This window comes from Micromonospora sp. NPDC047074, assembly GCF_040643815.1.
Taxonomy (GTDB): Bacteria; Actinomycetota; Actinomycetes; order Mycobacteriales; family Micromonosporaceae; genus Micromonospora.
Genome location: NZ_JBEYVB010000027.1, coordinates 49,615 through 71,244, shown reverse-complemented (window position 1 = coordinate 71,244; position 21,630 = coordinate 49,615). Strand labels below are relative to the sequence as shown.

Below are 21,630 nucleotides of genomic sequence, written 5' to 3'. Positions count from 1 at the left end.
CGCGCGACGACCACGAGGAGCACCACCATGCGTTACCGCGTCCTTGGCCGTACCGGCATCGAGGTGAGCGTCCACTGCCTCGGCACCATGATGTTCGGCTTCGTGGGCAATCCCGACCACGACGATTGTGCGCGGATCATCCATGCTGCCCTCGACCAGGGAATCAACTTCGTGGACACCGCGGACATGTACTCCGCCGGTGAGTCCGAGGAGATCGTCGGCAAGGCGTTGCGGGGCCGCCGGGACGACGTGGTGCTTGCCACCAAGGTGCACTTCCCGATGGGCGAGGGACGGAACCGGGGCGGCAACTCGCGGCGCTGGATCGTCCGGGAGGTCGAGGAGAGCCTGCGCCGGCTGAGCACCGACTGGATCGACCTCTACCAGGTGCACCGGCCGGACTCCACCACCGACATCGAGGAGACCCTGTCGGTACTGACCGACCTGGTACGCCAGGGGAAAATCCGTGCTTTCGGCTGCTCGACCTTCCCCGCCGAGCAGATCGTCGAGGCGCACCACGTCGCGGAGCGGCGCGGGCTGCACCGGTTCCGGACCGAGCAGCCGCCGTACTCCCTGCTCGCCCGGGGGATCGAGGTCGACCTGCTCCCGGTCGCTCAGCGCTACGGCATGGGAGTGCTGACCTGGAGCCCGCTGGCCTCCGGCTTCCTGACCGGCCGCTACCGCAAGGGGCGGCCGGTGGACCTGTCCACGGGCCGGGCCGCGCTCACTCCGGCCCGGTTCGACCCGGCGATCGAGGAGAACGCGCGCAAGCTGGACGTGGTGGAGCAGCTCGTCGAGTTGGCGGGGGAGATCGGCTGCACGCTGCCGGAGTTGGCGCTGGCCTTCCCGGTGGCGCATCCCGGGGTCACCTCGGTGATCATCGGGCCGCGCACCATGGAGCAGCTCGACGCCGCGTTGAAGGGCGCCGCGCTGACTTTGAGCGACGCCGTGCTGGAGCGGATCGACGAGATCGTTCCGCCGGGCACCAACCTGTACCAGGCCGACGGCGCCTGGCGCCCGCCGGCGCTGACCGACCCGGCGCTCCGCCGTCGCCCGATCGCTGACCGCGCAGCCGCCTGACCGCCAGCCCGCACGCCGCGATCCGAGCGCGAGGGCTGGCGGTTTCAGTCGAGGCGGCGGTGGCTGGCGCGGATGCGACCCCACCTCACCGACTGACGTCCCCTGGCCGGCGGGAAACCATGGCGAGTCCTTCTGGTCGGTCTGCCGGTCACTCGCCGGACGGCGCGGTCAGGGTCACGCCGAGCCGTACGGGTGTGCCGAAGTTGGGGGTGCCGTCGGCGTTCCAGGTGAACTTCTGGGCGCGGGTGGAGCGGTTCATGTCGCAGCCGCCGCCGGCGGAGTCGTTGGCGTGGTAGACGATCCAGTCCTCGGTGCCGTCGGGCGACTTGAAGAAGCCGTTGTGGCCGGGGGCGAAGACGCCGTTGGCGTCGCTGCGCTGGAACACCGGGGTCGACTTCTTCGTCCAGTGCGTCGGGTTCATCGGGTCACTGCCGGTCAGCGTGAGCAGGCCGAGCTTGTAGTCGGGACCCCAGCAGGCCGAGGCCGAGTACACGACCATGACCCGGCCGTTGTGGTACAGGGGCTCGGGGCCCTCGTTGACCGCGCCGGTCTGCCGCTCCCAGGACAGGGTCGGTGAACTGAGCCTGACCCGCGCGCCGCTGAGCGTCCAGGGGTTGGTCATCCGCTGGATGAAGTTGCTCTGCCCGGCGCCGTCGCCACCGTAGGTGCCCATCAGGTAGAGGTTGCCGTTGACCTGGAGGACGCTGGCGTCGAGTTGCCAGTCGTTGCCCAGGTCGGCCTTGAACGTGTATGGGCCCATCGGGTCCGTACCGGCGGACTCCAGGACGTGCAGCCGCTGGGTCGGGTTGTAGTCCGGGACGTTCTGCCCGGCGGTGTAGTAGAAGTACCAGCGCGGGCCGTTGGGGCCGTTGAGCAGATGGAACTCCGGCGCCCACATGTTGCAGCAGCCGTTGGCCCGGCCGGCCAGGTTGAAGACCACCTGGTCGGCGGCCGTGGCGAGCCCGGCCAGCGTGGCCGAACGGCGCATCGTGATGGTGGAGTTCCACGTCGTGGTCGCCAGGTAGTAGTGACCGTTGTGGTGCTGGAGCCACGGGTCCGGGCCGTTGCGCTTGATCGGGTTGGTGAAGGTCCGCGCGCCGCCGAGGGGAAGCAACTGCCACTGCTGGTTGGCGCCGTCGAGATCCTGGTACTGCGACACCTTGGCGCCGTCGGCGGTGGACCATTCCCACACGTCCAACGCCTTGCCGCTGTTGCGGTTGACCAGTCGGACCTGCCCGCCCGCCGAGTCGGCGAGCCGGAACTGCTGCCGGGCGTCGTTGCGGTCGGCGTTCTGCACGAGCTGGATGCCGTCGTCGGCGGTGGGCAGGTCGAGCACCTTGCCGCTGTGCGCGGACTGGAGGCGGTACCACCCGCCGCCGGAGTCGAGGAACCGCCACTGCTGCCAGGCGCCGTCGTTGCGCGCGTACTGGTTGATCGGCGCGCCGTCGTTCGTGGCCAGGTTGTACACGTCCAGCGCCTTGCCGCTGTGCCGGTTGACCAGGACGTACGGGACGTTGGGTTGCACCGTGGCGGCCGAGGCCGCGGGCGCCACGACGGCGGTGCCCACGGCGGCGAGCACGGTGACCATGCCGGCGGCCAGGAAACGGCGGAGCTGCTTCTTGCGCATGGGGCGGAACTCCTTCCGGCTCAGTAGACGAACGGCCAGCCGGCCGCGTCGTAGCCGATGAGGTTGATACCGAGCAGGGAGACACCGTTGTCGGCGTAGTAGTGGTAGACGAGGGCGTCCCCGCCGGTGTCGGCCAGGACCGCCTGGTGACCGGGCCCGTGGATGCCGCCGTGCCCCGCCAGCACCTGGGTGCCGCCGCCCGAGGTCATCGGGGTGAGGTTCCGGTCCAGGTACGGGCCGGTGACGCTGGTGGAACGGCCCACCATGACCCGGTACGTGCTCGACGCCCCCTGACAACAGCGGTCGAAGGACACCCACAGGTAGTAGTAGGAGCCGCGCCGGACGATGACCGGCGCCTCGATGGCCCCGCCGCCGCGCCCGGCGATGCTGTGCAGGGTGCTGTCGGCCCGCATCCCGGTGCTCGGGTTCAGCGCGACCATCTTGATCCCGGACCAGAACGAGCCGAAGCTGAGCCACCAGCGCCCGGCCGGGTCCACGACCAGGTTCGGGTCGATGGCGTTGAAGTTGTCCGACGTCCGTGACTCGATCACCAGGCCGTGGTTGGTCCAGGTGCCGGAGGCGCCCGTGGGGCTCGTCGCCAGGAATATCGCGGACCGGTTCGAGCCGAACGTCGAGGCCGAGTAGTACAGCCAGTACCTGCCGTTCTGGTACGACAGGTCCGGCGCCCACAGGTTGCGGCTGCCGCCGGTGTACGTGGTGGTCCACGGCGCGCCCCCGGGGAAGGCCGCCCCGGCGTTGCGGAACGCCGTCCGGTCGGGCGAGGTCTTCAGCGCGATGTTGTCGCCGGTGTGCGCCAACAGGTAACCGCCGTCGGGGCGGCGCACGATGGTGGGGTCGTGCACGCCGACGTCGCCGGTCACCCGGCCCGGCATCGGGTACGCCGCCGGCGGTGTGGTCGGAGTACCGGTGGGGGCCGGGGTGCCGGCCGGCGGAGTCGTGGGCGTGCCGCCCGCCACGCGGACGAGCTGCCACTGCTGGTTGGCGCCGTCGAGGTCGGTGAACTGGCTGACCCGCGCGCCGTCGGCGGTGGAGTGCTCCCAGACGTCGAGGGCCTTGCCGCTGTTGCGGTTGATCAGTCGAACGTTTCCGCCCGCCGAGTCGGCGAGCCGGAACTGCTGGTTGGCGGCGTTGCGATCGGCCCACTGGACGACCTCGGCGCCGTCCGTGGTGGCGGAGTCACGGATGTCGAGGACCTTGCCGCTGTGCCGGGCGCGCAGGCGGTACCACCCCCCGCCGGCGTCGACGAACTGCCACTGCTGCCAGGCACCGTCGTTGCGGGACCACTGGGCGATCCGCGCGCCGTCGGTGGTGGCGCGGTCGTACACCTCCAGGGCCTTGCCGCTGTGCCGGGCGATCAGTACGTACCAGGCCGAGGTGTCCACCGCGGCTGCCGCCGCGGAGCGGGTGGAGACGACCACGCCGGTGGCCGCGACGGTCGCGACCACGGCGAGGAGCGCGGCGCGGCGACGCAGGGAGGGGCTTCGGGACGAGGGAGCGGACGACGTCATGGCGGTCCTTCTGGGGGCGGGCACGGCGATGGCCCGGTGCAGGCCCGCCGCGACCCCGGGCGATCAGCAGCCGGGCGGGCAGGCGCGGGTGGTCCGGTACGCCGTCGCACCGGCGGTCATCAATCGTTAACAACAATGAATGTCTATGTTTACGTTAACAATCGGAGGGTGTCAAGGCGCCACAGAAGGCGCTGATGCCCTGCGATGAGTTACGTCAAGTCTGCTCGGTGGCACGTCGACGCATGCGTGTTAGCGGCAACATCAACACATCGAGGAGAGCGGCCGGATCGTTGACCCGCGTCGAGCCTGTGCCCGTGAGCGCGACGGCTGATCGTTGGTCTGTCGCGAGCCCGCGCCCGGCTCAACCCTGGATGGCCTCCTCCAGCAGGTGGTACGTGTCGTCGTCGAAGGCGACCAGGCGGACGCGTTCGACGGCGGTGGGCGTAGCCCTGATGGTCGCGACCGCGATCGTCGCCGCCTCGGCGGGCGGGTATCCGTAGACGCGGCAGGATCACGCTCGATCCAGGAAGTAGTGGCCTCGTTCAGGCGTAAGGCCACTACTTCCTGACTTGAGCACGATCATGCGGCCGACGGTCCGGCCGGGTCCGCCCGGTTCCGCGCCCTCGCTGACCGAGATGTTGTCCCGCGGGGTCCGACGGCACGAAACGTGTCTCGTGGCGGCCAGCCACTACGCTGCCGCCCGTGGAGCGGATGACGAGCGTGTTCTGGCTGGGCGGCTGCGCCGCTCTCGCGCTCCTCCTCGCGGCGGGGCTGACCGCGCTCGTGGTGCTGGCCCACCGCCGGGAGCGGGAGCGGCGGGACGGGTGGCGGCGGTGGGCGGCCCACTTCGGATGGACGTTCACCGAGAACCCGCAGGTCGCCTGGACCGACCGGGTGCCGGGGCGCAACCGTCGGGGCGTGCGGTTCGTGTTGACCGGGACAATGTACGGAAGGCCGGTCGGGGTGGCCGAGTACGCGTACACCGAGACGCACACCTCGACCGGCGCGGACGGCAACCAGACGACGAGCTCGCAGACCCACTCGTACGTCGTCGCCCTGGTGTGGCTGCGGCGGCCGTTCCCGGACCTCGCGGTCGGGCCGCGCCACGTGTTCTCGCGGCTCGGCCGTGCCCTGTTCGGCAGCGACGGGTACGCCACCGGCAACGCCGAGTTCGACAGGCAGTGGCGGGTGGGCGCGGCGGCCCCCGGGCAGCAGGCCCTGGTCGGGCCGACCCTGGTCGCCGCGCACCTGGCCGGGGCGGTGCCGACGTGGAGCGTGCGGGGCGCGGAACTGATCACCTACCGGCGCGGCCGACTGAACGATCCCACCCTGGTGCAAGCCCTGGTGACGCCGCTGGTCACGGTCGCCGACCTGCTCGAACAGGGTCGGTGACGGGCGGGGGACGGCGGCACGCGGGAGGCCGCCCCGTCGGGCCGGCCTCCCGTCACCAGCCGGTCACGGCTTCCAGGAGCCCACGGCCTTGAACTGGTGCCGGTATTGCAGTGTGCCGTTCTGGTCGGCCACGTTGAACACCACGGTGCCGGCCCGCTTGCTGCCCTCGCCCATGTTGCTGCCGGAGCCCAGCAGCTCGCCGCAGCCGGAGAGGGAGCTCGTCAGGCCGTTGACCGGAGGGCTGTTCTCGGCCACCCACTCGAAGTAGAACGGGTTGATGGAGCTCGTGCCCTTGGTCACCGTCGCGGTGACGTGGGCGATCAGGTACATGCCCTTGCTGGGGTCCGGGGCGTACGCCCGGCAGCCCTTGGCCTCGGTGGTGAACCGGGTGACCGTGATCTCGATGGTCCCCCTGCTGTCGGAGACGACCAGGGTGGCCCCGGGCTTCAGGTTGTAGTAATTGTCCTCGTCGCTACCGGGCGTGGTGCCGCCGGGCGGCACGTGGGTGATTCCCGGGGTGGGCAGGGCGTTCGCCAGGTCGTCCGTCGCCTTGTTGGCGCCGGCGACGATCGCGATGATGCCGCCGACGCAGCAGAGCAGGGCCAGTGCGGCCACCACCGCCACGACGATCAGGACGGTCCGGTTCTTCTTGGGCGGAGCCACCATCTGCGGCGCACCCATCGGGTAACCGGGCGGGTAGCCGGGCGCGCCGGACACGGGCGGGGGATAGCCGGGTGCGCCGGACACGGGCGGGGGGTAGCCGGGTGCGCCGGACACCGGTGGCGGGTAACCGGCTGCGCCCGACACGGGCAGGTAGCCGGGTGCGCCGGAGACCGGCGGGTAGGGCGTGCCGGAAATCGGGGGCTGTGGGACGCCGGACACCGGCGGCTGCGCCCACGGGCCCCCGGGACCGCCCGACACCGGCGGCTGCGGGGCACCGGAGACGGGCGGCTGGGGCGCGGCCCACGGGTCGCCGGGCGGCTGCTGCGGCACGGGCGGAAGCGGCGCCCACGGGTCGTTGGTCGGCTGCGAGGCTCCCGGAAACGGTGCCGGCGGCGGGTATCCGCCCTGGTCCGTGGAGGGCGGGGGCACCGGGGCCGAGGGGTACGGCGGCTGCTGCTCCGGGCTCGGCTGATGCGGATCCTGCGGCCCGTAGGGGGGCGGGGGCTGGCTCACCGTACTCCTAGGCACCTGGCGACGACGGCAACGCGGCTGACGCTACCGTGCGCCGACAACGGAAACCCCCGCGCGTCTCCAGCGGTGCTGGCCGCCGGGCCGGTCAACGGGGCGACAGCACGGCGGCGGTACGGACCAGCCCGTCGTCGACGGCGAACCGGCCGGTGACCAGCGCCGGCGGATCGGCCACCGGCGCGGCGTCGAGCCGTGCGGGGGCGATCCGGGCGGTGAAGGTGCCGGCGTCCGGATCGAGCTCCAGCAGCGCGTCGTGGAAGTCCAGCCACGTGCCGACGACCGGGTGCCACACCTTGTAGATGGTCTCCTTGGCGCTGAACAGCACCGCCGGCCAGGAGGTGCCGGCCGGCAGGCGGGCGCAGCGCTCCACCTCCTCGGGCAGGCAGATCAGCCGGCGTACGCCCGCGTTGAGTTCCTTGTGCTGCTCGGCGTCGATGCCGACCGACCGGATCTCGCCCGAGCGGGCCGCGACGGCCGCGCAGTAGCCGGCGGTGTGGGTGATGGCGCCGACCACGCCGGTCGGCCAGACCGGCGAGCGGTCCGGCGCCGACGGCACGGCGACCGGGGGCACGTCCAGCGCGGCCATCGCCCGCCGGGCGCAGACCCGCCCGGCGGTGAAGTCGCGGCGGCGGCTGTCCACCGCGCGTGCGCTCAGGCAGGCCAGCTCGGCCGGCAGCAGCTCGCCGGCCCAGTCCGCCGGCCCGGCCACGGCCACCGCCACGGCCGGTGGCAGCAGGTCACGCATCGCCGCCCCCCGACAGGTACGACCGCGCGGGCGGCCGGTGCCGGGCGGACCGGCGGGCCGGTGCCCGGTGCACGGTCAGCGTCGTGAGGGCCATGGTTGGTCAACGTACCGCAAGCTGTAACGCCGCAGCGTCCCGTGGCGCTGACAGTGCGTGGCGTGGGCGACGGCGTCCGACCACTGTCGACACCGTCCGCGCGGCCACCAGGTGGAACCGGAGGGGGAACGCGATGGTCGATGGTGCGCAATCCGGGGCGGCCCCGATTGACGAACACACGCCGGTGACGCCGGACTGGAGCTGTGGCACCTGCGGCGCCGACTGGCCGTGCGCGACCAAACGCGCCCGCCTGCTGGCGGAGTACCAGGCCGACCGGGCGATGCTCAGCGTGTACCTGGGGTCCTGCCTGGCCGCCGCCGCACAGGATCTGCCCGCCGTGTACGGGACCGCCCTTCAGGACCGGTTCATCGGCTGGCTGCCGCGGGAGCACCGGCGGATGTGACGGTCACCGGGCGGGCAGACCGGTCCCGTCCACCGTGCTCCCGATCAGGTCGTGGCCCAGGTCGAAGCGGATGCCGTCGGGATTGGTCAGCTCCGCTTCGGCGTACCAGGACCGGTCGGCCTCGGGGTGCGGCCCCACGAGCCCCACGCGCCCGGCGCCGAAGGTGGTGACGACGGCAGCGGGCGCGCCGGTGTCGTAGGTGGCGAGCACGAGGCCCGGCACCCCGGGGCGCAGCTCGATCGTCGGCCCGTCCTGGAAGAACATGTGCCGGGACATGCCGCGCCACCGGACCGGGATCACCGCGTCGTCGACGCTGTCGACACTCGCTCCGTCGGTGTCGATGTACCGGTCGACCCGCCCGTCGATCAGCCCGAAGCCGGGTTGGCCGGCGGCGAGGTAGGCGCCCAGGCAGAAGCCGAGGTAGTGGCCGCCGTCGCGGACGAAGCCGCGGACCTCGTCGGCGTGGTCACGCAGCCTCCGCCAGGCCGGGCTGACGTTGCCACCGCCGGGCTGGGCGTAGACGGCCGCCTCCGCCAGGGTGCTGGGCGAGATCTGCCGCCGCTCGTCCGGACCGCAGTACCCGGTGCGGAACCCGGTGGTGCGCAGGAGGGCGGCCACGGCCTCGGCGCAGCCGGAACAGGCGGCCGGCCCCCGGTAGACGAGCGCCAGCGGCCGGTCGCGGCCGGAGTTGACCGCCGAGGCACCGGCCCAGCCCAGCACGCCGAGGGTGCCGGCGGCACCGGCGCCCACGAGCAGGCGCCGCCGGCTCATCCGCCGTCTCCCACCGAGCGGCAGACCCAACTCAGCCCACCCCGTCCCGCGTCGAGTACATCGACATGCCGGCCCGGCGGCGCGTGACCCGGTAGCGCCGGGTGGCCAGTCGGCGGGCCCCGCCGGAGAGCAGCGTCACCAGCCCCTCCAACGGGCCACGGCCGGCGGTGGCCCACCAGGCGGTCCCGAACAGCACCATGACCAAGACCTGCGCGAGGTATCCCGGCGTGGGCTCGAAGGAGTCGAGCTCGGAACTGATGAACATGATGTGCGCGGTGTAGAGCGTCAGCGGCATGCTGCCGACGGCGGCCAGGGGCACCAGCAGTACGGAGACCGTCCGTCGCGGACCGGGCCGGGAGACGTGGAAGGCGAGCAGCATGACGGCGATCAGAGCCACGGCGCTGCCGATCGTGCCGAGCAGGTCGAGCGGGGTGCCGGTGTGCGGGGCGTCGACCGCCAACCACCACCACGTCGACGTGGGCGTGCTGCCGTCCCCGCCGAACAGGAGGAGTTCCGTCGTCTCGGCCGCGGTCAGCCCGCTCCGCGGCTGCGTGAACCAGATCTGCCGCAGGCCCTCGTACCGGTTCAGCAGGATCCACGACGCCACCGGCGCCACGGCGGCGAGCAGCAGCCCGGTGTAGAGCAGGCCGAGGATCACCGTCAACCGGTTCAGCGCCAGGCGTCCGACCACCAGCCCGGCGCAGAGGTACGCCAGCCACGTCACCGCCGGGAACTCACCCGTCATCGACAGCTCGGTGAGCAGCGCGCCCGGGTCGTCGACGAGATCCGCGAAGCCCAGGTTGGCGTAGGTCGGTTCCGGCAGCCGCGGCAGCAGGAGCTGGCGGAGCACGGGCACTCCCACGGTCACGGCCAGGCCGGCGCACGCCACCAACCAGGTCGGCAGGAACACCAGCGGGATCGCCAGCAGGAACAGCACCGCGTAGTAGGGCAGGATCACCGACGCCAGGGACGCGTCCGCGTGGCTCAGTGCCAGCCCGATCGCGCCGATGGCCAGGGCCCGGACGCCGAGGGCCGCCACCGTGCCCGCGCCGGAGGCCAGGACGACCCGCCGCCGGCCGGTCACGAACGCGATACCGACCCCGGCCAGCACCGCGAACAGGGCGGCCGCGCGACCGCCGAAGATGGTGAACGACCAGGTCGGCCGGCCTGCGGCGTCGGCCTGGTACAGCGAGTGCACGGCGATCATCCCCAACAGCGCGACGCCACGCGCGGCGTCCACGCCGAGCAGCCGGGCGCGCCCGGCCGGCAGGTCGGCCTCGGGGGCCGGTGCGTCGCCCGTCCGCTGCGGGGCGGCGGGGCTGCGGTATGCGGTCTGTGTCATGGCCTCATCACGGTGTCCACCAGGTCGCAGCCGAGATCCGTGCCGAGCTGGCCGGCGATCGGTAGCCCGGCGTCGACGTACCAGTCGTCGGTGGCTTCGGGGTGGGGGCCGACGACGCCGACCCGGCCCGCGCCGAAGACGGTGGACAGCGCGGCGATGGTGCCGTTCGGGTAGGTCGCGAGGACGTCGGCCCCGGCCCCCGGGCGCAGCCAGAAGTACGGGCCGTCCTGGAAGAAGAGGGTCCGCCGCCGGCCACGCCAGGAGACCGGGACGACGGTGTTCCGCTCGGAGCGGACCGTGGCGGCGGCCGAGGCGATGTACTGGTCGGTGTCCCCGGGCAGGAGACCGAACCCGGGGGTGGCCCCCGCGAGGTAACCGCCGAGGCAGATCCCGAGATACCTGCCGCCGGAGTGGACGAACTGCCTGATCTCGTCGCGGTGGTGCCGCAGGTGGCGGTAGCCGCGCTTGAGACTGCCGCCACCGGGCTGGGCGTAGAGGGTCGCCCCGGCCAGGGCGCGACGGCTCAGCGGCAGGACCTCGTCCGGGCCGACGTACCGGACGTCGAAGCCCCAACGGCTGGACTTGAGCAGCGCCGCCACCGCCTCCGGGCACCCGGGCAGCGTCGCCGGCCCCCGGTAGACCAGCGCCACCGGGGGCTCCGACGGCCCGGGCGGCGGTGACCAGACCGGCCGGCCCTGGCCGGCGAGTGCCCGCCGGCCGGCGGCGAGCAGGCGGCCCAGGTTCCCCATCGCCATCACGACCTCGCCGGCAGGGGGTTGTCGAGCGTCAGCGCGGTGCAGCGGACCCCGCCCCCGCCCTTGGCGAGTTCGGTTGTGTCGACTTCGACGACCCGCAGGCCGCGCTCACGGAGTGCGGCCGCCAGCCGCGGCGCTCCCTTCGTCATGGTCACGGTGGTGCCGTCACTGACGAGGTTGAGCGCGAAGCGCGCCGCCTCGTCGACGCCGACCTCGATCAGGTCCATGCCCAGGCCCCGCAGCCGTCGACGGCTCGGCTCGTCGAGAGCGTCCGGGCAGAAGGCGAGTGTCCGGCCCGGCTCGACGACGCCGACCGCCAGATCGAGGTCGTACCAGCGGTGGCTCACCGTCCGCAGCGGCACCACCTCGTAGTCGAGTTCCCGCGCGAGCACGGCGTGCATGCGCCGGTCGGTCCGCTGGCCGTAGCCGGCGAGCAGCAGGTCGCCGCAGGCCAGGGCGTCGCCCTGCCCGCTGAACGGGTACGGGGCCTCCAGGACCTCGAAGTCGTGGTCGATCAGCCACTCCTGGAAGTACGGCAGCTCCGCCTTGCGCTCGGGTGGCGGTGCCCCCAGCACGGCCCGGCCGCCCCGCACCAGCGCGGCGTTCGCCGTGAAGACCATGTCGGGGCACTCCGGCGCCGACGGCACGTACTCCAGGTGGCGGCCCGCCGCCCGATGCGCGGCGAGGATGCGCTCGTGTTCGAGGATCGCCACCACGCGCTCGGGCTGGACCTCGGTGTGCATGTACGGGTTGATCTCGTAGTCGACCCGGAAGTGGGCCGCGTCGGAGACCAGCAGTGCCTTGTTCATCGCGCGTTCTTCCTCTCAGCGAGTGGATGACGGACGGGAGCGGGCCGCGGCGCGCTGTGGCCACGGCCGTACGGCGCGGCGTCAGGCCGCCCGTTGTCTTGCCGGTCGCCGGGCGAGCACCCCCTGGGCGGGGATCCCGCGCCACCGGGTCCCGGGGGTCAGGTGTTCGCCCTTCATCAGCAGCGAGAGCGAGCCCAGCAGCACGTCGTCGCCGACGACGGCGTCGTAGAGCACGATGGCGCGGGTGCCGATCGTGGCGCCGGCGCCGACCGAGACGACGGACATCTTCATCACCCGGTCCTCGAACAGGTGGGTCTGCAGCGACACCTCGGTGCCCACGATCGCGTCGTCGCCGATCTCGACCAGGTCGAACTCGGTGAGGTACGTCGTACCGATCCAGGTGCGCCTGCCGACGCGGACGCCGAACCAGCGCAGCACCGGCGGCAGGAACGGGGTGCCGACCAGGAGCCCGATGCCGGCGGGGACCGCCGCGGCCTCGTACAGGCCGGTGACGAACTCGGTGCGCCGGACGAAGCCGCTCCACAGCGGTTCCACCCGGGGCCGGTAGGTGCCGACGACGTTGCGCTTGGCCGCCGCGCAGAAAACGATCACCGCGAGGCTCGACGCCATGGCGACGAAGGGCGACACCAGTGCCGGTACGAGCAGGTCCCGGCCGTTGGCGAGCGAGGACAGCGCCAGGAGGTAGAGGTAGAAGCTGGCGCCGAGCACCGACGCGGGCAGGGTCGCGCGGAAGAACTCGACGAACAGCCGGCGGGCCACCACGACACGCGGCGGGCGGAACGTCACCGCCTCCGAGTAGGAGCCGCTGCTCTGGCGTACCGGCAGGTGCATCGCCGGCGAGCCCAACCAGGACGTGCCCTCGGGGACACCGTTGTCGGGCGGCAACGTGCCGACACCGATCAGGGACCCGTCGCCCAGTACGGTGCCGGCCGGCACGAACGCGGCGTTGCCGACGAAGGCCCGGCTGCCGACGGTGGTGGGCAGGAACGCCATCCGGCCGTTGGCGAACGTCGCGGCGCCGAGGCTGGCCATGTCGGCGACGAAGCTCTCCGCGCCCAGGGTGAGCAGGTCCGGTCGAGGTGCGCGGCGGTGGAGACCTCCGCGCCACGGCCGACGCGGGCACCGAGCAGGCGCAGCCAGGGGCCGGTGTAGAGGGTCGCGTAGAGCGAGTTGGTGAACATCAGGCTGGACTCGAGCAGCTTGTCGGCGATCCACTTGCGTACGCCGAGCATCGAGTGGACGCGGTGGTGGACGCCGACCGGCACCCGCGGCAGCACGAGGCGCTTGCCGGTGGCGACCAGCGCGCAGACGGTGAGCACGTAGACGACTCCGGCCGGGACGGTCGCGACCAGGCCGGCGAGCAGGCCCTGGGTCAGCAGCACCCACCACACCAGCGCCACGCTCGGCAGGACCATCGCGATCGCCCCGAGTTCCAGCCCGATCAGGCCGACCAGCGCGGCGGCGACGTGGTGTGCCCGCCAGCCGCGCCGCGGGTGGTCATGGCCCCGCAGGGCCTCGACGGTGGGCGCCAGCCGGGGGGTCGGCGCCGGCGGGGAGCCCGCCCACCGGGCCCCGGGCGGCACCGCCTCGCCGTGCACGAGCACGGACTGCTCGCCGAGGCCGGCGTGCGCCCCGATTGAGGCACCGGGCTCCAGGACCGCGTTCGCCCCGACGAAGGCGTGCGACCCGATCGTGATCGGCCCGACCACGACCCAGCCGTCCTCCGCCCGCCACGGCCGCAGCGAGACGCCGTACCCGATCGAGGTGTCCCGCCCGATGGAGATCAGGGCCGGCAGGCTGATCGCGCTGGTCGCGATCGTGGTCCGGCGGCCGATCCGGGCACCGAGCAGCCGCAGGTAGGCGGCCATCAGGGGAGAGCCGCTGAGGACGGGCAGCGGCCCGACCGCCAGCAGCGTGTTCAACGCCCAGAGCCGGACGTAGGTGAGCCCCCACAGGCGGTACCGACCGGGTCGGATGCCGGCGGCCAGCGGGCGGGCCAGCAGCACCGGCAGCACCCACCGCACACCGAGGTAGCTGAGCAGGATCGCGACCATCAGCTCCGCGAGGACGCGGGCCGACACGAAGCCGTCGTTGCGGGTGTAGACGAACGAGACGGGGAGTGTGACCGCCAGCAGCATCAGGTAGATCACGCCCGCCTGTCCGGACCCGGCCAGCGCGATCCGCCGGCTGCTGTGCCGCAGCGGGGCGGGGCGGGGCGGAGCGCCGCGCGTGGCGGCCCGGCCGGCAGTGCCGAGATGGGCGGCCATGCCGCGTACGGTCGGGTGGGCGTACAGGTCCCGGACCGCCGGGCTCACGCCGACCTCGCGGGCGCGCAGCAGCGACACCACCCGCGCCGCGAGCAGTGAGTGCCCTCCGAGGTCGGTGAAGAAGTCCGCCTCGACCGAGAGCGCCTCGGCGTCGATGCCGAACGCCTCCGCCCACGCCGCGCGTACCTGCTTCTCCAGCTCGCCCTCGGCGGCGACCAGCGGGCCGGTGGGAAGCGTGAGCCGGCGGTCCGGCGGGGGCAGCCGTCGCCGGTCGACCTTTCCGCTGGGCATGGTCGGCAGCGCCGTGACGACATCCAGGAAGGCGGGCACCATGTAGCCGGGCAACCGGGTCTGCAGCGTCTGGCACAGCCGGGGGAACCGCTCGTCGTCCCCGGCCTGGTCGCTGTCGGGCACGACGAGGTAGGCGGCCAACTCGTGGGGGGCGTCCGGGCCGTCGCCGACCGGGACCAGCGCGGCCACGGCCTCGGCCACGTCCGGGTCCTCCAGCAGTACGCTCTCGATCTCACCGAGGTCCACCCGATGGCCACGGATCTTGACCTCGGAGTCCGCCCGGCCCAGGTATTCGATCTCGCCTTCCCCGGTGATCCGACCGAGGTCCCCGGTGCGGTACAGCCGACCGCCCGGCGGCGCCAGCGCGTGCGCGATGAACCGGTCGGCGGTCAGGTCCGGGCGCCCCACGTACCCGCGCGCCACCCCCGGGCCGCCGATGCAGATCTCGCCGACCTCGCCGTCGGGGACCGGCTGCCGCTGCTCGTCGAGCAGGACCACCGAGTAGGTCGGCAGGGGCCGCCCGATGGTGACCGGGCGTCCGGGGAGCAGCTCGCCCCAGGTCGCGGTGACCGTGGCCTCGGTCGGCCCGTACGTGTTGAGGATCCGCCGGCCGGGCCGGCTCCACCGCTCGACCAGTTGCCCGGGGCAGGCCTCCCCGCCGACGAGCAGGTTGCGGATCCGGGGCAGGTCCCGCGGGATGGTGGCCAACAGGGTGGGTACGCAGTACAAAACGGTGACGCGTGCCTCGTCCAGGAAGTCCGCGAGTTCCGCGCCGAGGCGGCGGGAGTCGTTCGGACCGGCCACCAGCGTGGCGCCGACCGACCACGTCGGCCAGATCTCCTCGATCGCGAAGTCGAAGGCGATCGTCATCCCCTGGTAGACCCGGTCCGTCGGGCGCACGTCGTACACGCCGGGCACCACGTCGAGGAAGTTGCAGATGCTCGACTGCGCGACCTCGACGCCCTTGGGCCGACCGCTCGACCCGGAGGTGTAGATCACGTAGGCGCCGGGGTCCCGCGTGCCGTCGCCGGTGAGTTCCGGCCGGCCGTGGGGTGCCGCCGCGAGTTCGGCCGCGCACCCGTCGACGACGAGAGCGGGCCGGTCGCCCACCCGGTCGGCGAGCGCCGAGGACGTCAGCGTCAGGTCGACCGCGGAATCCTCGGCGATGTAGGCGACCCGGTCGCTCGGCGACCCGGGATCGATCGGTACGAACGCGGCACCGGCCTTTCCCACGCCCAGCAACGCCACGTACGTCTCGACGGAGCGCTGCAACAGGACGGCCACCCGCGAGCCGTCACCGACACCGAGCGCCCGCAGGTGGTGGGCCAACCGGTTGGCACGCTCGTCCAACTCGCGGTAGGTCAATCGGGCGTTGCCACATTCGACCGCGACGGCCGAGGGGGTGCGGTCGCACGCGGACTCGAACACGTGGTGCAGACGCCGCGTGCGCGTGACGTCGCCGCCGTCCCCTGGCTCTCTCCCGGGTTCGACGACCGGCGAGCGAACCACGACGTGCGCCTCCGCGCCCGTAGGACGCTCCGATCGCGGGGGTGACGTGGGCGTGCCGGTGAGACCTACCTGCTTCACGGAACCGCAAACCTCCTGCTTGATCACGAGTCGGCACCCGTGCCGATGCGTGCGGACACCTCTGCGGGCAGCTGCGATCACCGGGCCGGTGGCAGGGCTGCTCGCCAGAAGGGCGTACGCGGGGCACGAACAACGGGCAGCGAGATATGCCGCGAAGCCCCGCAGGGCATCACGGAAGTAGCAAAGTGGTGTGACTGGTGTCGCCCGAACCGCTGACTGTCGCTGCGCTCAGTCGGCTGCGCTTGGTCCTCCCGCCGTCCTTGGTCCTCCCGCCGTGTCAGTCGGTCCTGCTGGCCGTGGACGGGCGGGACTGATCGGTGGCGGGCGGGCGGGGGCGAGCTGTCGCCCGCCGAGGGCTGCGGCTCGGCAGTGCTGGTCCTGACAGGACGATGGCCGGGATGACCGGGAGGTGCGTCAGAGGGCCTGTCGTGGCGAGGAATCCTCCCCGGCGTTTCGGGCGATGTCGCCGCGAGGTGGCCTCGCCGGGGGCCGGAGCGGAGGTGGCGACGGTGCGTCCCTTGCGGACGGAAGGCGTCCCACTGTCGTGAATGTAGGCAACCACTCGCACGAGAGTAGGGAGGTGATAAGAGTTTTATGTCTGGTTATGCCACGTTGCGTCGACCAGAGATTCCACAAGGTGAAAGTACGGATGATCGTGCACGCGGGCGACGCCGATGACGAACGACGCAGGCAGTGCGATACCGGTTATTCAAAGCACAAACCGCCGGGGACGGACGGCCCAACGAACCCGCCGCCTTCGGTACCCGCGACGCCTCGACCCCGCGATCTTGCACTTCCTGCCCGGCAAGGCCGACATGCGTCGTAGATGGCGGGCAGAAAGCGCAAGATCGGCGAGGGCGAGGGCGACGGCGGGGGTGTCGCCACCAGGGAGGGGCTCTTGGCTCGTGCGAAGCACGCCTCAGGCGAGCCGCTCCACGGCGCGGGCGACGAGGTCGTCGGACTCCTGCTCGGAGTACACCTCCGGCAGCGTGAGGCGCTCGACGATCAGCCAGTTCAGCGCCATGTGCAGCAACCGCACCGAGGTCGCGTCACCGGGCAGCCCGGACGCCTGGTGGCTGGCGATGTTGGCATCGACGTCGGCGCGCACGCTCCGCGTGAGCACCGCCCGCAGTTCGGGCCGCCGTGTCGCCTCCAGCCGCAGTTCCAGCAGTGCCAGGTAGCCCGTCCGGAATCCGGCGACCCGGCGGACGGTCTCGCGCATCACCGCAGTGAGCTTCTCCCGGTCCTGCGCGCCCTCCAGGTGCCGAACGACGGTCTCCTCGTCCGGTTGGAGGCGCTCGTAGACGCGCGCACCGATGTGGGTGAACAGGTCGTCGCGGTTGGCGAAGTAGTTGGACGCCGTCCCTGTGGGGACCCGCGCAGCAGCGTCCACCGCCCGGAAGGTCAGTCCCCGCGCGCCCTGCTCGGCGAGCACCTCGATGGCGGCGTCGATGAGCGCCGCCCTCCTCTCGTCGTTCCTACGCATGGTTGACACCACTCCATCTGTAGTCCTAAGGTTCAAGCCACGACAGTCATAGTACTACGAACGGAGTGACAAGGTGCGCAAGCTCGTCTACTACATCGGCGTGTCGATCGACGGCCGCATCGCGGGCCCGGGCGGGGAAGTGGACTTCTACCCAATCGGCGAAGGAGAGGCCGCTGCCGCGTACATGGCCTGGGTCAACGGGCGCTATCCGGAAACGGTTCCCACGCAGTACCGTCCGCACGCCGGCCTCGTGGACGTCCCCAACAAGCGCTTCGATACCGTCCTGATGGGGCTGAACACCTACCGGGCCGTGCTCGACCAGGGGATCAGCAGCCCGTACGCGCACCTGCGGCAGTACGTCGTCTCCCGCTCCCTGGACCGCGTCGAAGACCCTGCGGTGGAACTGGTGCGCGACCCGGTTGCGCTCATCCGGGACCTCAAGCGCAAGGACGGGCTGGACGTCTGGCTGTGCGGTGGCGGAGGGCTGGCCGGCTCGCTGCTGCCCGAGATCGACGAACTGATCGTCAAGAGCTACCCCGTGATCGCGGGCGCGGGCGCCCTCCTCGTCGAGGGCGGCTTCCGTCCCACCGCCTTCGCCCCGACCGACCACCGGTCGTTCCCCAACGGAGCCAGCATCACCTGGTACGCGAGGCGGGCCGATGCCTAGCCAGCCGCCACCCAGCGAAGGGCCCGCAGGCATGGCGACCCGTTCCGCGCGCAGGCACTCGGCAACATCCCCGACGGCGGCGGCCACAGAAACCATGGCCGCGCCATCGGCGCCCTCTTCCGCTCCGTACACCGTGACCCCACCCGGCCGCGCAAAGCCCACGGCCGGCCCCGAGGCCGCCACGCGGCTCAAGGAAGGAACAGCAGTGACCGACACCAAGACCTCCGGCTTTGGTTATGGACCTGAGCACCACTCGGGCTTGAGCTACGGCCTGCACCACGTCCAGCTGGCCATCCCCGCAGGCAGCGAGGACGAGTGCCGGGCGTTCTACGTGGGTGTGCTCGGGCTCACCGAGGTGCGGAAGCCACCGGTGCTCGCCGCCCGGGGCGGACTGTGGGTACGCGGTGACCGCTTGGAGATCCACCTCGGGGTGGAAGCGGACTTCCAGCCGGCCCGCAAGGCACACCCGGGCATCCTGGTCGGTGACCTGGACGCCCTGGCCGCCCGGCTCGATGCGCAAGGGGTCGAGGTGACCTGGGACGACGCCTTCCCCGGACACCGCCGCTGCTACGCGTTCGACAACGTCGGCAACCGGCTGGAGTTCCTCCAGCCGGACCCGGCGAGCCCGACGAGGTGGTGAGACGAAACAGCAGGAGGGCCCCGACCCGCCGACGCGAATCAAGGCCCTGACCTGCTGTTCTGCTGTCGGGATCGCCGGTTCGGAACACGCCTCAGTACGCGTGGGTCACCGTGATCGTGATGTTCGTGCAGGAGTTCGCCCGGCTGGTCAGCGCGCTCTTCTCGGCACTGTCGACACTCAGCCGCCAGCGGGTCTTCACCGCCGCCCACTCGCCGACGTACCGGCACTTCTCGTTGGTGGGCTGCCAGGTCGCCGGGTCCTGGTCGCCCTTTGCCTGGTTGACGTTGTCGGTCACCGCGACCAGCGACCTGGCATCGCCGAGATCGTTGGCGAACGCCTGTCGCCGCGACGTGGTCCAGTTCCGGGCACCCGAGTCCCACGCCTCGGCCAGCGGGACCATGTGGTCGATGTCCAGGTCGGACGGGTTGGTCCAGTAGGCGGCGTCGTAGTAGGAACGCCACCGCCCGCCGGTCAGTTGGCAGCCGGAGCCCACCGAGGGGCGGGTGGTGGCCTCGGCGATCAGCACCTCGTACCGCGTGTTGCAGCCGTCGGAGTCGGCGTCGGTCCAGTGCGGGAACAGGTCGCGGGAGTAGCCGGTGCGGATTTCGGTGGCGACCGGCAGGTCGGCGACGAGGGTGCGCAGCGGCACCGAGACGGTGGCCGCGTGGGCCGGGGCGGACAGGCCGAGGGTGGCGGCGGTGGCCGTGGCGAGCAGGCCGCCGGCCCAGCGGAGGGTACGGGTCATCGCGGAACTCCATCCGATCGGTCTCGTGTGGCTGACAGTGCAGCCGGCCCGGGTGCCGACGGGTCGGACCCCGGATGACTAAAGAACCAAATCGATCGATACGTTACGGGAACCTGGCCTCCGATGGGAATCCCGCTGGCGCGATATGTGGCATGCGCGAGGTCTGGGCGGTGCTGTGGATTCGCGCCGTTCGGGCGGGATTACGGACCGTTAGGTGTCGGATGTAAACCATCCGTTTGGTGGCTCGTGGGTCGGAAATCTGACCGAAGTCGACCCGTTGTGCCGGTGGTAACAGGTGGTTAAGCTCTTCATGCGCGCCCCAATCGCCCGCTTCCCCCGTGGCAGGCGATCGGGGCGCGCTTTTACGTCGACGGGCCCGCACGCCACCGCGTGCGGGCCCGTTCTCCGTGCACCCGCCGCGCCGGTCTCCGGCTCGCGGCGGGTGACACGCCGTCCGTCAGATCCAGCGGCCGTCCAGCCACATCCGCGCCGACCATTCGGCGTACGGCAGCAGCTTCCCGACGAAGACCGGATAGAAGTACGCGAAGCAGAGCGCGACCAGCAGGACGTACGCCCCGGCGATCACCCCGCCCACCAGGCGCCGGTCGCGGGTCTCGATCGTCTCGACGGCGACGGCCTCCGGTGGACCGGCCGGTGTGACGATCGCGGCGAGCACGTAGGTCACCGCCAGCACCAGGAACGGCAGGACCGGCGCGGTGTAGAAGGAGAACATCGTCCGGCCGTCGAGCGCGAACCAGAACCAGGGCAGCAGGCCGGCGGCCACGACCAGCAGGATCGCCCAGGCCCGCCAGTCCCGCCGGGCCAGGCCCAGCCAGACCAGCGCCGCCAGGGCGGGCAGGAACGACCACCAGAGCAGCGGGGTGCCCAGCAGTAGGACCTCCGAGGCGCAGCTCGGCGCCCCGCAGGACCCGTCGCCGGACCAGTAGAAGGCCACCGGCCGGCCCAGCAGCAGCCACTGCCACGGCCACGACTGGTACTTGTGCGGGTCGTCCAGGCCGGTGTGGAAGCCGTACGCCGCCCTGTGGTACTCGACCAGGTTCTTCAGCGCGCCGATCACCGGCGTGTCGCTCAGCGGTGCGTGCGGGTACCGCTCCGCGAGCCGGTAGTAGCCGTCGTCGCTGAGCAGCCAGCCGGACCAGGTGCCGACATAGGTGAGCACCATCAGCACCCCGGCCAGCACCAGCCACGGCACCTCGTCGAGGAGGGTGTCCCGCCACGGCCGGCGTACCCCGGCGGAGCGGCGGACCCCGACTTCCCAGAAGACCACCAGCAGCGCGAAGACGGGCAGGAAGTAGAGCGCGCTCCACTTGACCGCGCAGGCGCAGCCGAAGAGGACCCCCGCGGCGAGGCGCCACCACGGCCAGTTCCGCCAGCCGCCCGCCGGCCGCCCGGCCCGCCCCGGCTGGCCCGGATCCAGGCCCGCCTCCAGCGCGCGCGCCCAGCGGCGGCGCCGGGCGTCCCGGTCGAGCACCAGGGCGCCGAACGTGGCCAGCACGAAGAACAGCAGGAAGATGTCGAGCAGCGCGGTGCGGGACAGCACCAGGTGGAAGCCGTCCAGGGCGAGCAGCAGGCCGGCCGCGCAGCCGAGCACGGTCGAGCGGAACATCCGCCGGCCGATGCGCACCAGCAGCAGCACCGACAGGGTGCCCACGACCGCCGCCGAGAACCGCCAGCCGAACTCCGGCGCGGTGGTCATCAGGTGCCCCGGCACGGAGATGCCGTGCTCGGCGTCGGAGTAGCCGAAGGCCCACTCGCCGAGCCCGATCAGCCACTTGCCCAGCGGCGGGTGGACCACGTACGACGGGCCGTTGTCCTTGAAGTTCCACTCGACGCCCTTGTCGACAAGCGCCCAGCCGTCGCGGGCGTAGTAGGTCTCGTCGAAGATCTTGCCGGGCGGGTGGCTCAGACCGACGAAGCGCAGGATCGCCGCGATCGCGACGATCACCCCGGTGGCCAGCCAGGAGCGCCCGGCCAGCCGGGACTCGACCGTCGCCAGCCGCTGCCGGACGACGCCGGGAACCCCGCCGGTGGCGCGCGAGGGCGGGGACGCCTCGTCCGGGGGGCTCTCCGGGGTGGGGTCCGGTCCGGCGTTGTCCGCGCTCTGTGCTGTCGACGCACTCGTCACCCGGCGATCGTAGGCTGCGAAGGTGCCCGGTGGCGCCCGTCGTCC

At 72.1% G+C, this 21,630-nt stretch carries 17 protein-coding genes and 1 pseudogene; 5 read left to right on the top strand and 13 right to left on the bottom strand.

The features are described from left to right. The first annotated feature begins 27 nt into the window (after nt 1-27). Nucleotides 28-1,077 (top strand): aldo/keto reductase, encoded by a 1,050-nt coding sequence (locus ABZ809_RS24940; RefSeq protein WP_357565007.1) that lies wholly within the window; start codon nt 28-30, stop codon nt 1,075-1,077. A gap of 148 nt (nt 1,078-1,225) precedes the next feature. Here the strand turns inward: ABZ809_RS24940 and ABZ809_RS24935 are convergent, their stop codons facing one another. The 3 genes and pseudogenes from ABZ809_RS24935 to ABZ809_RS24925 form a co-directional block, all read right to left on the bottom strand. After that, entirely contained in the window at nt 1,226-2,704 is a 1,479-nt protein-coding gene (locus ABZ809_RS24935; protein ID WP_357565006.1) for a family 43 glycosylhydrolase, read from the bottom strand. Nucleotides 2,705-2,724: 20 nt separating this feature from the next. Next, a complete protein-coding gene (locus ABZ809_RS24930) occupies nt 2,725-4,233 on the bottom strand; it encodes a family 43 glycosylhydrolase (RefSeq protein WP_357565005.1) in 1,509 nt (502 codons plus the stop codon). A gap of 361 nt (nt 4,234-4,594) precedes the next feature. Next, nucleotides 4,595-4,735 (bottom strand): annotated as a pseudogene (locus tag ABZ809_RS24925) (RNase III inhibitor); the annotation flags it as partial. A gap of 200 nt (nt 4,736-4,935) precedes the next feature. Here ABZ809_RS24925 and ABZ809_RS24920 point away from each other — a divergent pair. Further along, on the top strand, nt 4,936-5,625 hold the full coding sequence (locus ABZ809_RS24920) for a hypothetical protein (RefSeq protein WP_357565004.1): 690 nt from the start codon (nt 4,936-4,938) through the stop codon (nt 5,623-5,625). 63 nt (nt 5,626-5,688) lie between these two features. On the opposite strand, the gene ABZ809_RS24915 is transcribed toward ABZ809_RS24920, so the two are convergent. Both ABZ809_RS24915 and ABZ809_RS24910 read right to left on the bottom strand, forming a co-directional pair. Continuing rightward, nucleotides 5,689-6,372, bottom strand: a complete 684-nt coding sequence (locus tag ABZ809_RS24915; protein ID WP_357565003.1) for a hypothetical protein — start codon at nt 6,370-6,372, stop codon at nt 5,689-5,691. A 532-nt stretch (nt 6,373-6,904) separates the two neighbouring features. Continuing rightward, complete coding sequence (locus tag ABZ809_RS24910) at nt 6,905-7,561, bottom strand: 4'-phosphopantetheinyl transferase superfamily protein (RefSeq protein WP_357565002.1); 657 nt, start codon at nt 7,559-7,561, stop codon at nt 6,905-6,907. A 278-nt stretch (nt 7,562-7,839) separates the two neighbouring features. Between ABZ809_RS24910 and ABZ809_RS24905 the strand changes: the two genes are divergently transcribed. Further along, on the top strand, nt 7,840-8,058 hold the full coding sequence (locus tag ABZ809_RS24905; RefSeq protein WP_357565001.1) for a hypothetical protein: 219 nt from the start codon (nt 7,840-7,842) through the stop codon (nt 8,056-8,058). Between the two features lie 3 nt (nt 8,059-8,061). On the opposite strand, the gene ABZ809_RS24900 is transcribed toward ABZ809_RS24905, so the two are convergent. The 6 genes from ABZ809_RS24900 to ABZ809_RS24875 form a co-directional block, all read right to left on the bottom strand. After that, the gene (locus ABZ809_RS24900) at nt 8,062-8,829 is read right to left on the bottom strand and encodes a BPL-N domain-containing protein (RefSeq protein ID WP_357565000.1); all 768 of its coding nucleotides are present in this window, start codon (nt 8,827-8,829) and stop codon (nt 8,062-8,064) included. A gap of 31 nt (nt 8,830-8,860) precedes the next feature. Further along, complete coding sequence (locus tag ABZ809_RS24895) at nt 8,861-10,171, bottom strand: heparan-alpha-glucosaminide N-acetyltransferase domain-containing protein (protein WP_357564999.1); 1,311 nt, start codon at nt 10,169-10,171, stop codon at nt 8,861-8,863. Beyond that, nucleotides 10,168-10,926: a BPL-N domain-containing protein gene (locus ABZ809_RS24890; RefSeq protein WP_357564998.1), complete on the bottom strand. Its 759-nt coding sequence runs from the start codon at nt 10,924-10,926 to the stop codon at nt 10,168-10,170. Before ABZ809_RS24890 ends, ABZ809_RS24895 begins: the two co-directional genes overlap by 4 nt. Continuing rightward, complete coding sequence (locus tag ABZ809_RS24885; RefSeq protein ID WP_357564997.1) at nt 10,926-11,735, bottom strand: arginine deiminase-related protein; 810 nt, start codon at nt 11,733-11,735, stop codon at nt 10,926-10,928. Before ABZ809_RS24885 ends, ABZ809_RS24890 begins: the two co-directional genes overlap by 1 nt. Before the next feature lie 920 nt (nt 11,736-12,655). Further along, on the bottom strand, nt 12,656-15,742 hold the full coding sequence (locus ABZ809_RS24880; protein WP_357564996.1) for an amino acid adenylation domain-containing protein: 3,087 nt from the start codon (nt 15,740-15,742) through the stop codon (nt 12,656-12,658). Between the two features lie 1,078 nt (nt 15,743-16,820). Next, entirely contained in the window at nt 16,821-17,387 is a 567-nt protein-coding gene (locus ABZ809_RS24875) for a TetR family transcriptional regulator (RefSeq protein WP_357564994.1), read from the bottom strand. Nucleotides 17,388-17,460: 73 nt separating this feature from the next. On the opposite strand from ABZ809_RS24875, the gene ABZ809_RS24870 reads away from it, so the two are divergent. Both ABZ809_RS24870 and ABZ809_RS24865 read left to right on the top strand, forming a co-directional pair. Further along, nucleotides 17,461-18,054, top strand: a complete 594-nt coding sequence (locus ABZ809_RS24870) for a dihydrofolate reductase family protein (RefSeq protein WP_357564993.1) — start codon at nt 17,461-17,463, stop codon at nt 18,052-18,054. Nucleotides 18,055-18,313: 259 nt separating this feature from the next. Then, a complete protein-coding gene (locus tag ABZ809_RS24865) occupies nt 18,314-18,694 on the top strand; it encodes a VOC family protein (RefSeq protein ID WP_357565032.1) in 381 nt (126 codons plus the stop codon). A 91-nt stretch (nt 18,695-18,785) separates the two neighbouring features. On the opposite strand, the gene ABZ809_RS24860 is transcribed toward ABZ809_RS24865, so the two are convergent. Both ABZ809_RS24860 and ABZ809_RS24855 read right to left on the bottom strand, forming a co-directional pair. Then, nucleotides 18,786-19,439 (bottom strand): HNH endonuclease family protein, encoded by a 654-nt coding sequence (locus ABZ809_RS24860; RefSeq protein ID WP_357564992.1) that lies wholly within the window; start codon nt 19,437-19,439, stop codon nt 18,786-18,788. Nucleotides 19,440-19,896: 457 nt separating this feature from the next. Beyond that, a complete protein-coding gene (locus ABZ809_RS24855) occupies nt 19,897-21,585 on the bottom strand; it encodes a phospholipid carrier-dependent glycosyltransferase (protein ID WP_357564991.1) in 1,689 nt (562 codons plus the stop codon). Between the last annotated feature and the right edge of the window lie 45 nt (nt 21,586-21,630).

Bases quoted from the DNA above. Each gene is read 5' to 3' on its own strand.
- ABZ809_RS24895 (WP_357564999.1), bottom strand. From the start codon at position 10,171: ATGACACAGACCGCATACCGCAGCCCCGCCGCCCCGCAGCGGACGGGC.
- ABZ809_RS24930 (WP_357565005.1), bottom strand. From the start codon at position 4,233: ATGACGTCGTCCGCTCCCTCGTCCCGAAGCCCCTCCCTGCGTCGCCGC.
- ABZ809_RS24940 (WP_357565007.1), top strand. From the start codon at position 28: ATGCGTTACCGCGTCCTTGGCCGTACCGGCATCGAGGTGAGCGTCCAC.
- ABZ809_RS24935 (WP_357565006.1), bottom strand. From the start codon at position 2,704: ATGCGCAAGAAGCAGCTCCGCCGTTTCCTGGCCGCCGGCATGGTCACC.
- ABZ809_RS24890 (WP_357564998.1), bottom strand. From the start codon at position 10,926: ATGGCGATGGGGAACCTGGGCCGCCTGCTCGCCGCCGGCCGGCGGGCA.
- ABZ809_RS24900 (WP_357565000.1), bottom strand. From the start codon at position 8,829: ATGAGCCGGCGGCGCCTGCTCGTGGGCGCCGGTGCCGCCGGCACCCTC.
- ABZ809_RS24875 (WP_357564994.1), bottom strand. From the start codon at position 17,387: ATGCGTAGGAACGACGAGAGGAGGGCGGCGCTCATCGACGCCGCCATC.
- ABZ809_RS24860 (WP_357564992.1), bottom strand. From the start codon at position 19,439: ATGACCCGTACCCTCCGCTGGGCCGGCGGCCTGCTCGCCACGGCCACC.
- ABZ809_RS24910 (WP_357565002.1), bottom strand. From the start codon at position 7,561: ATGCGTGACCTGCTGCCACCGGCCGTGGCGGTGGCCGTGGCCGGGCCG.
- ABZ809_RS24885 (WP_357564997.1), bottom strand. From the start codon at position 11,735: ATGAACAAGGCACTGCTGGTCTCCGACGCGGCCCACTTCCGGGTCGAC.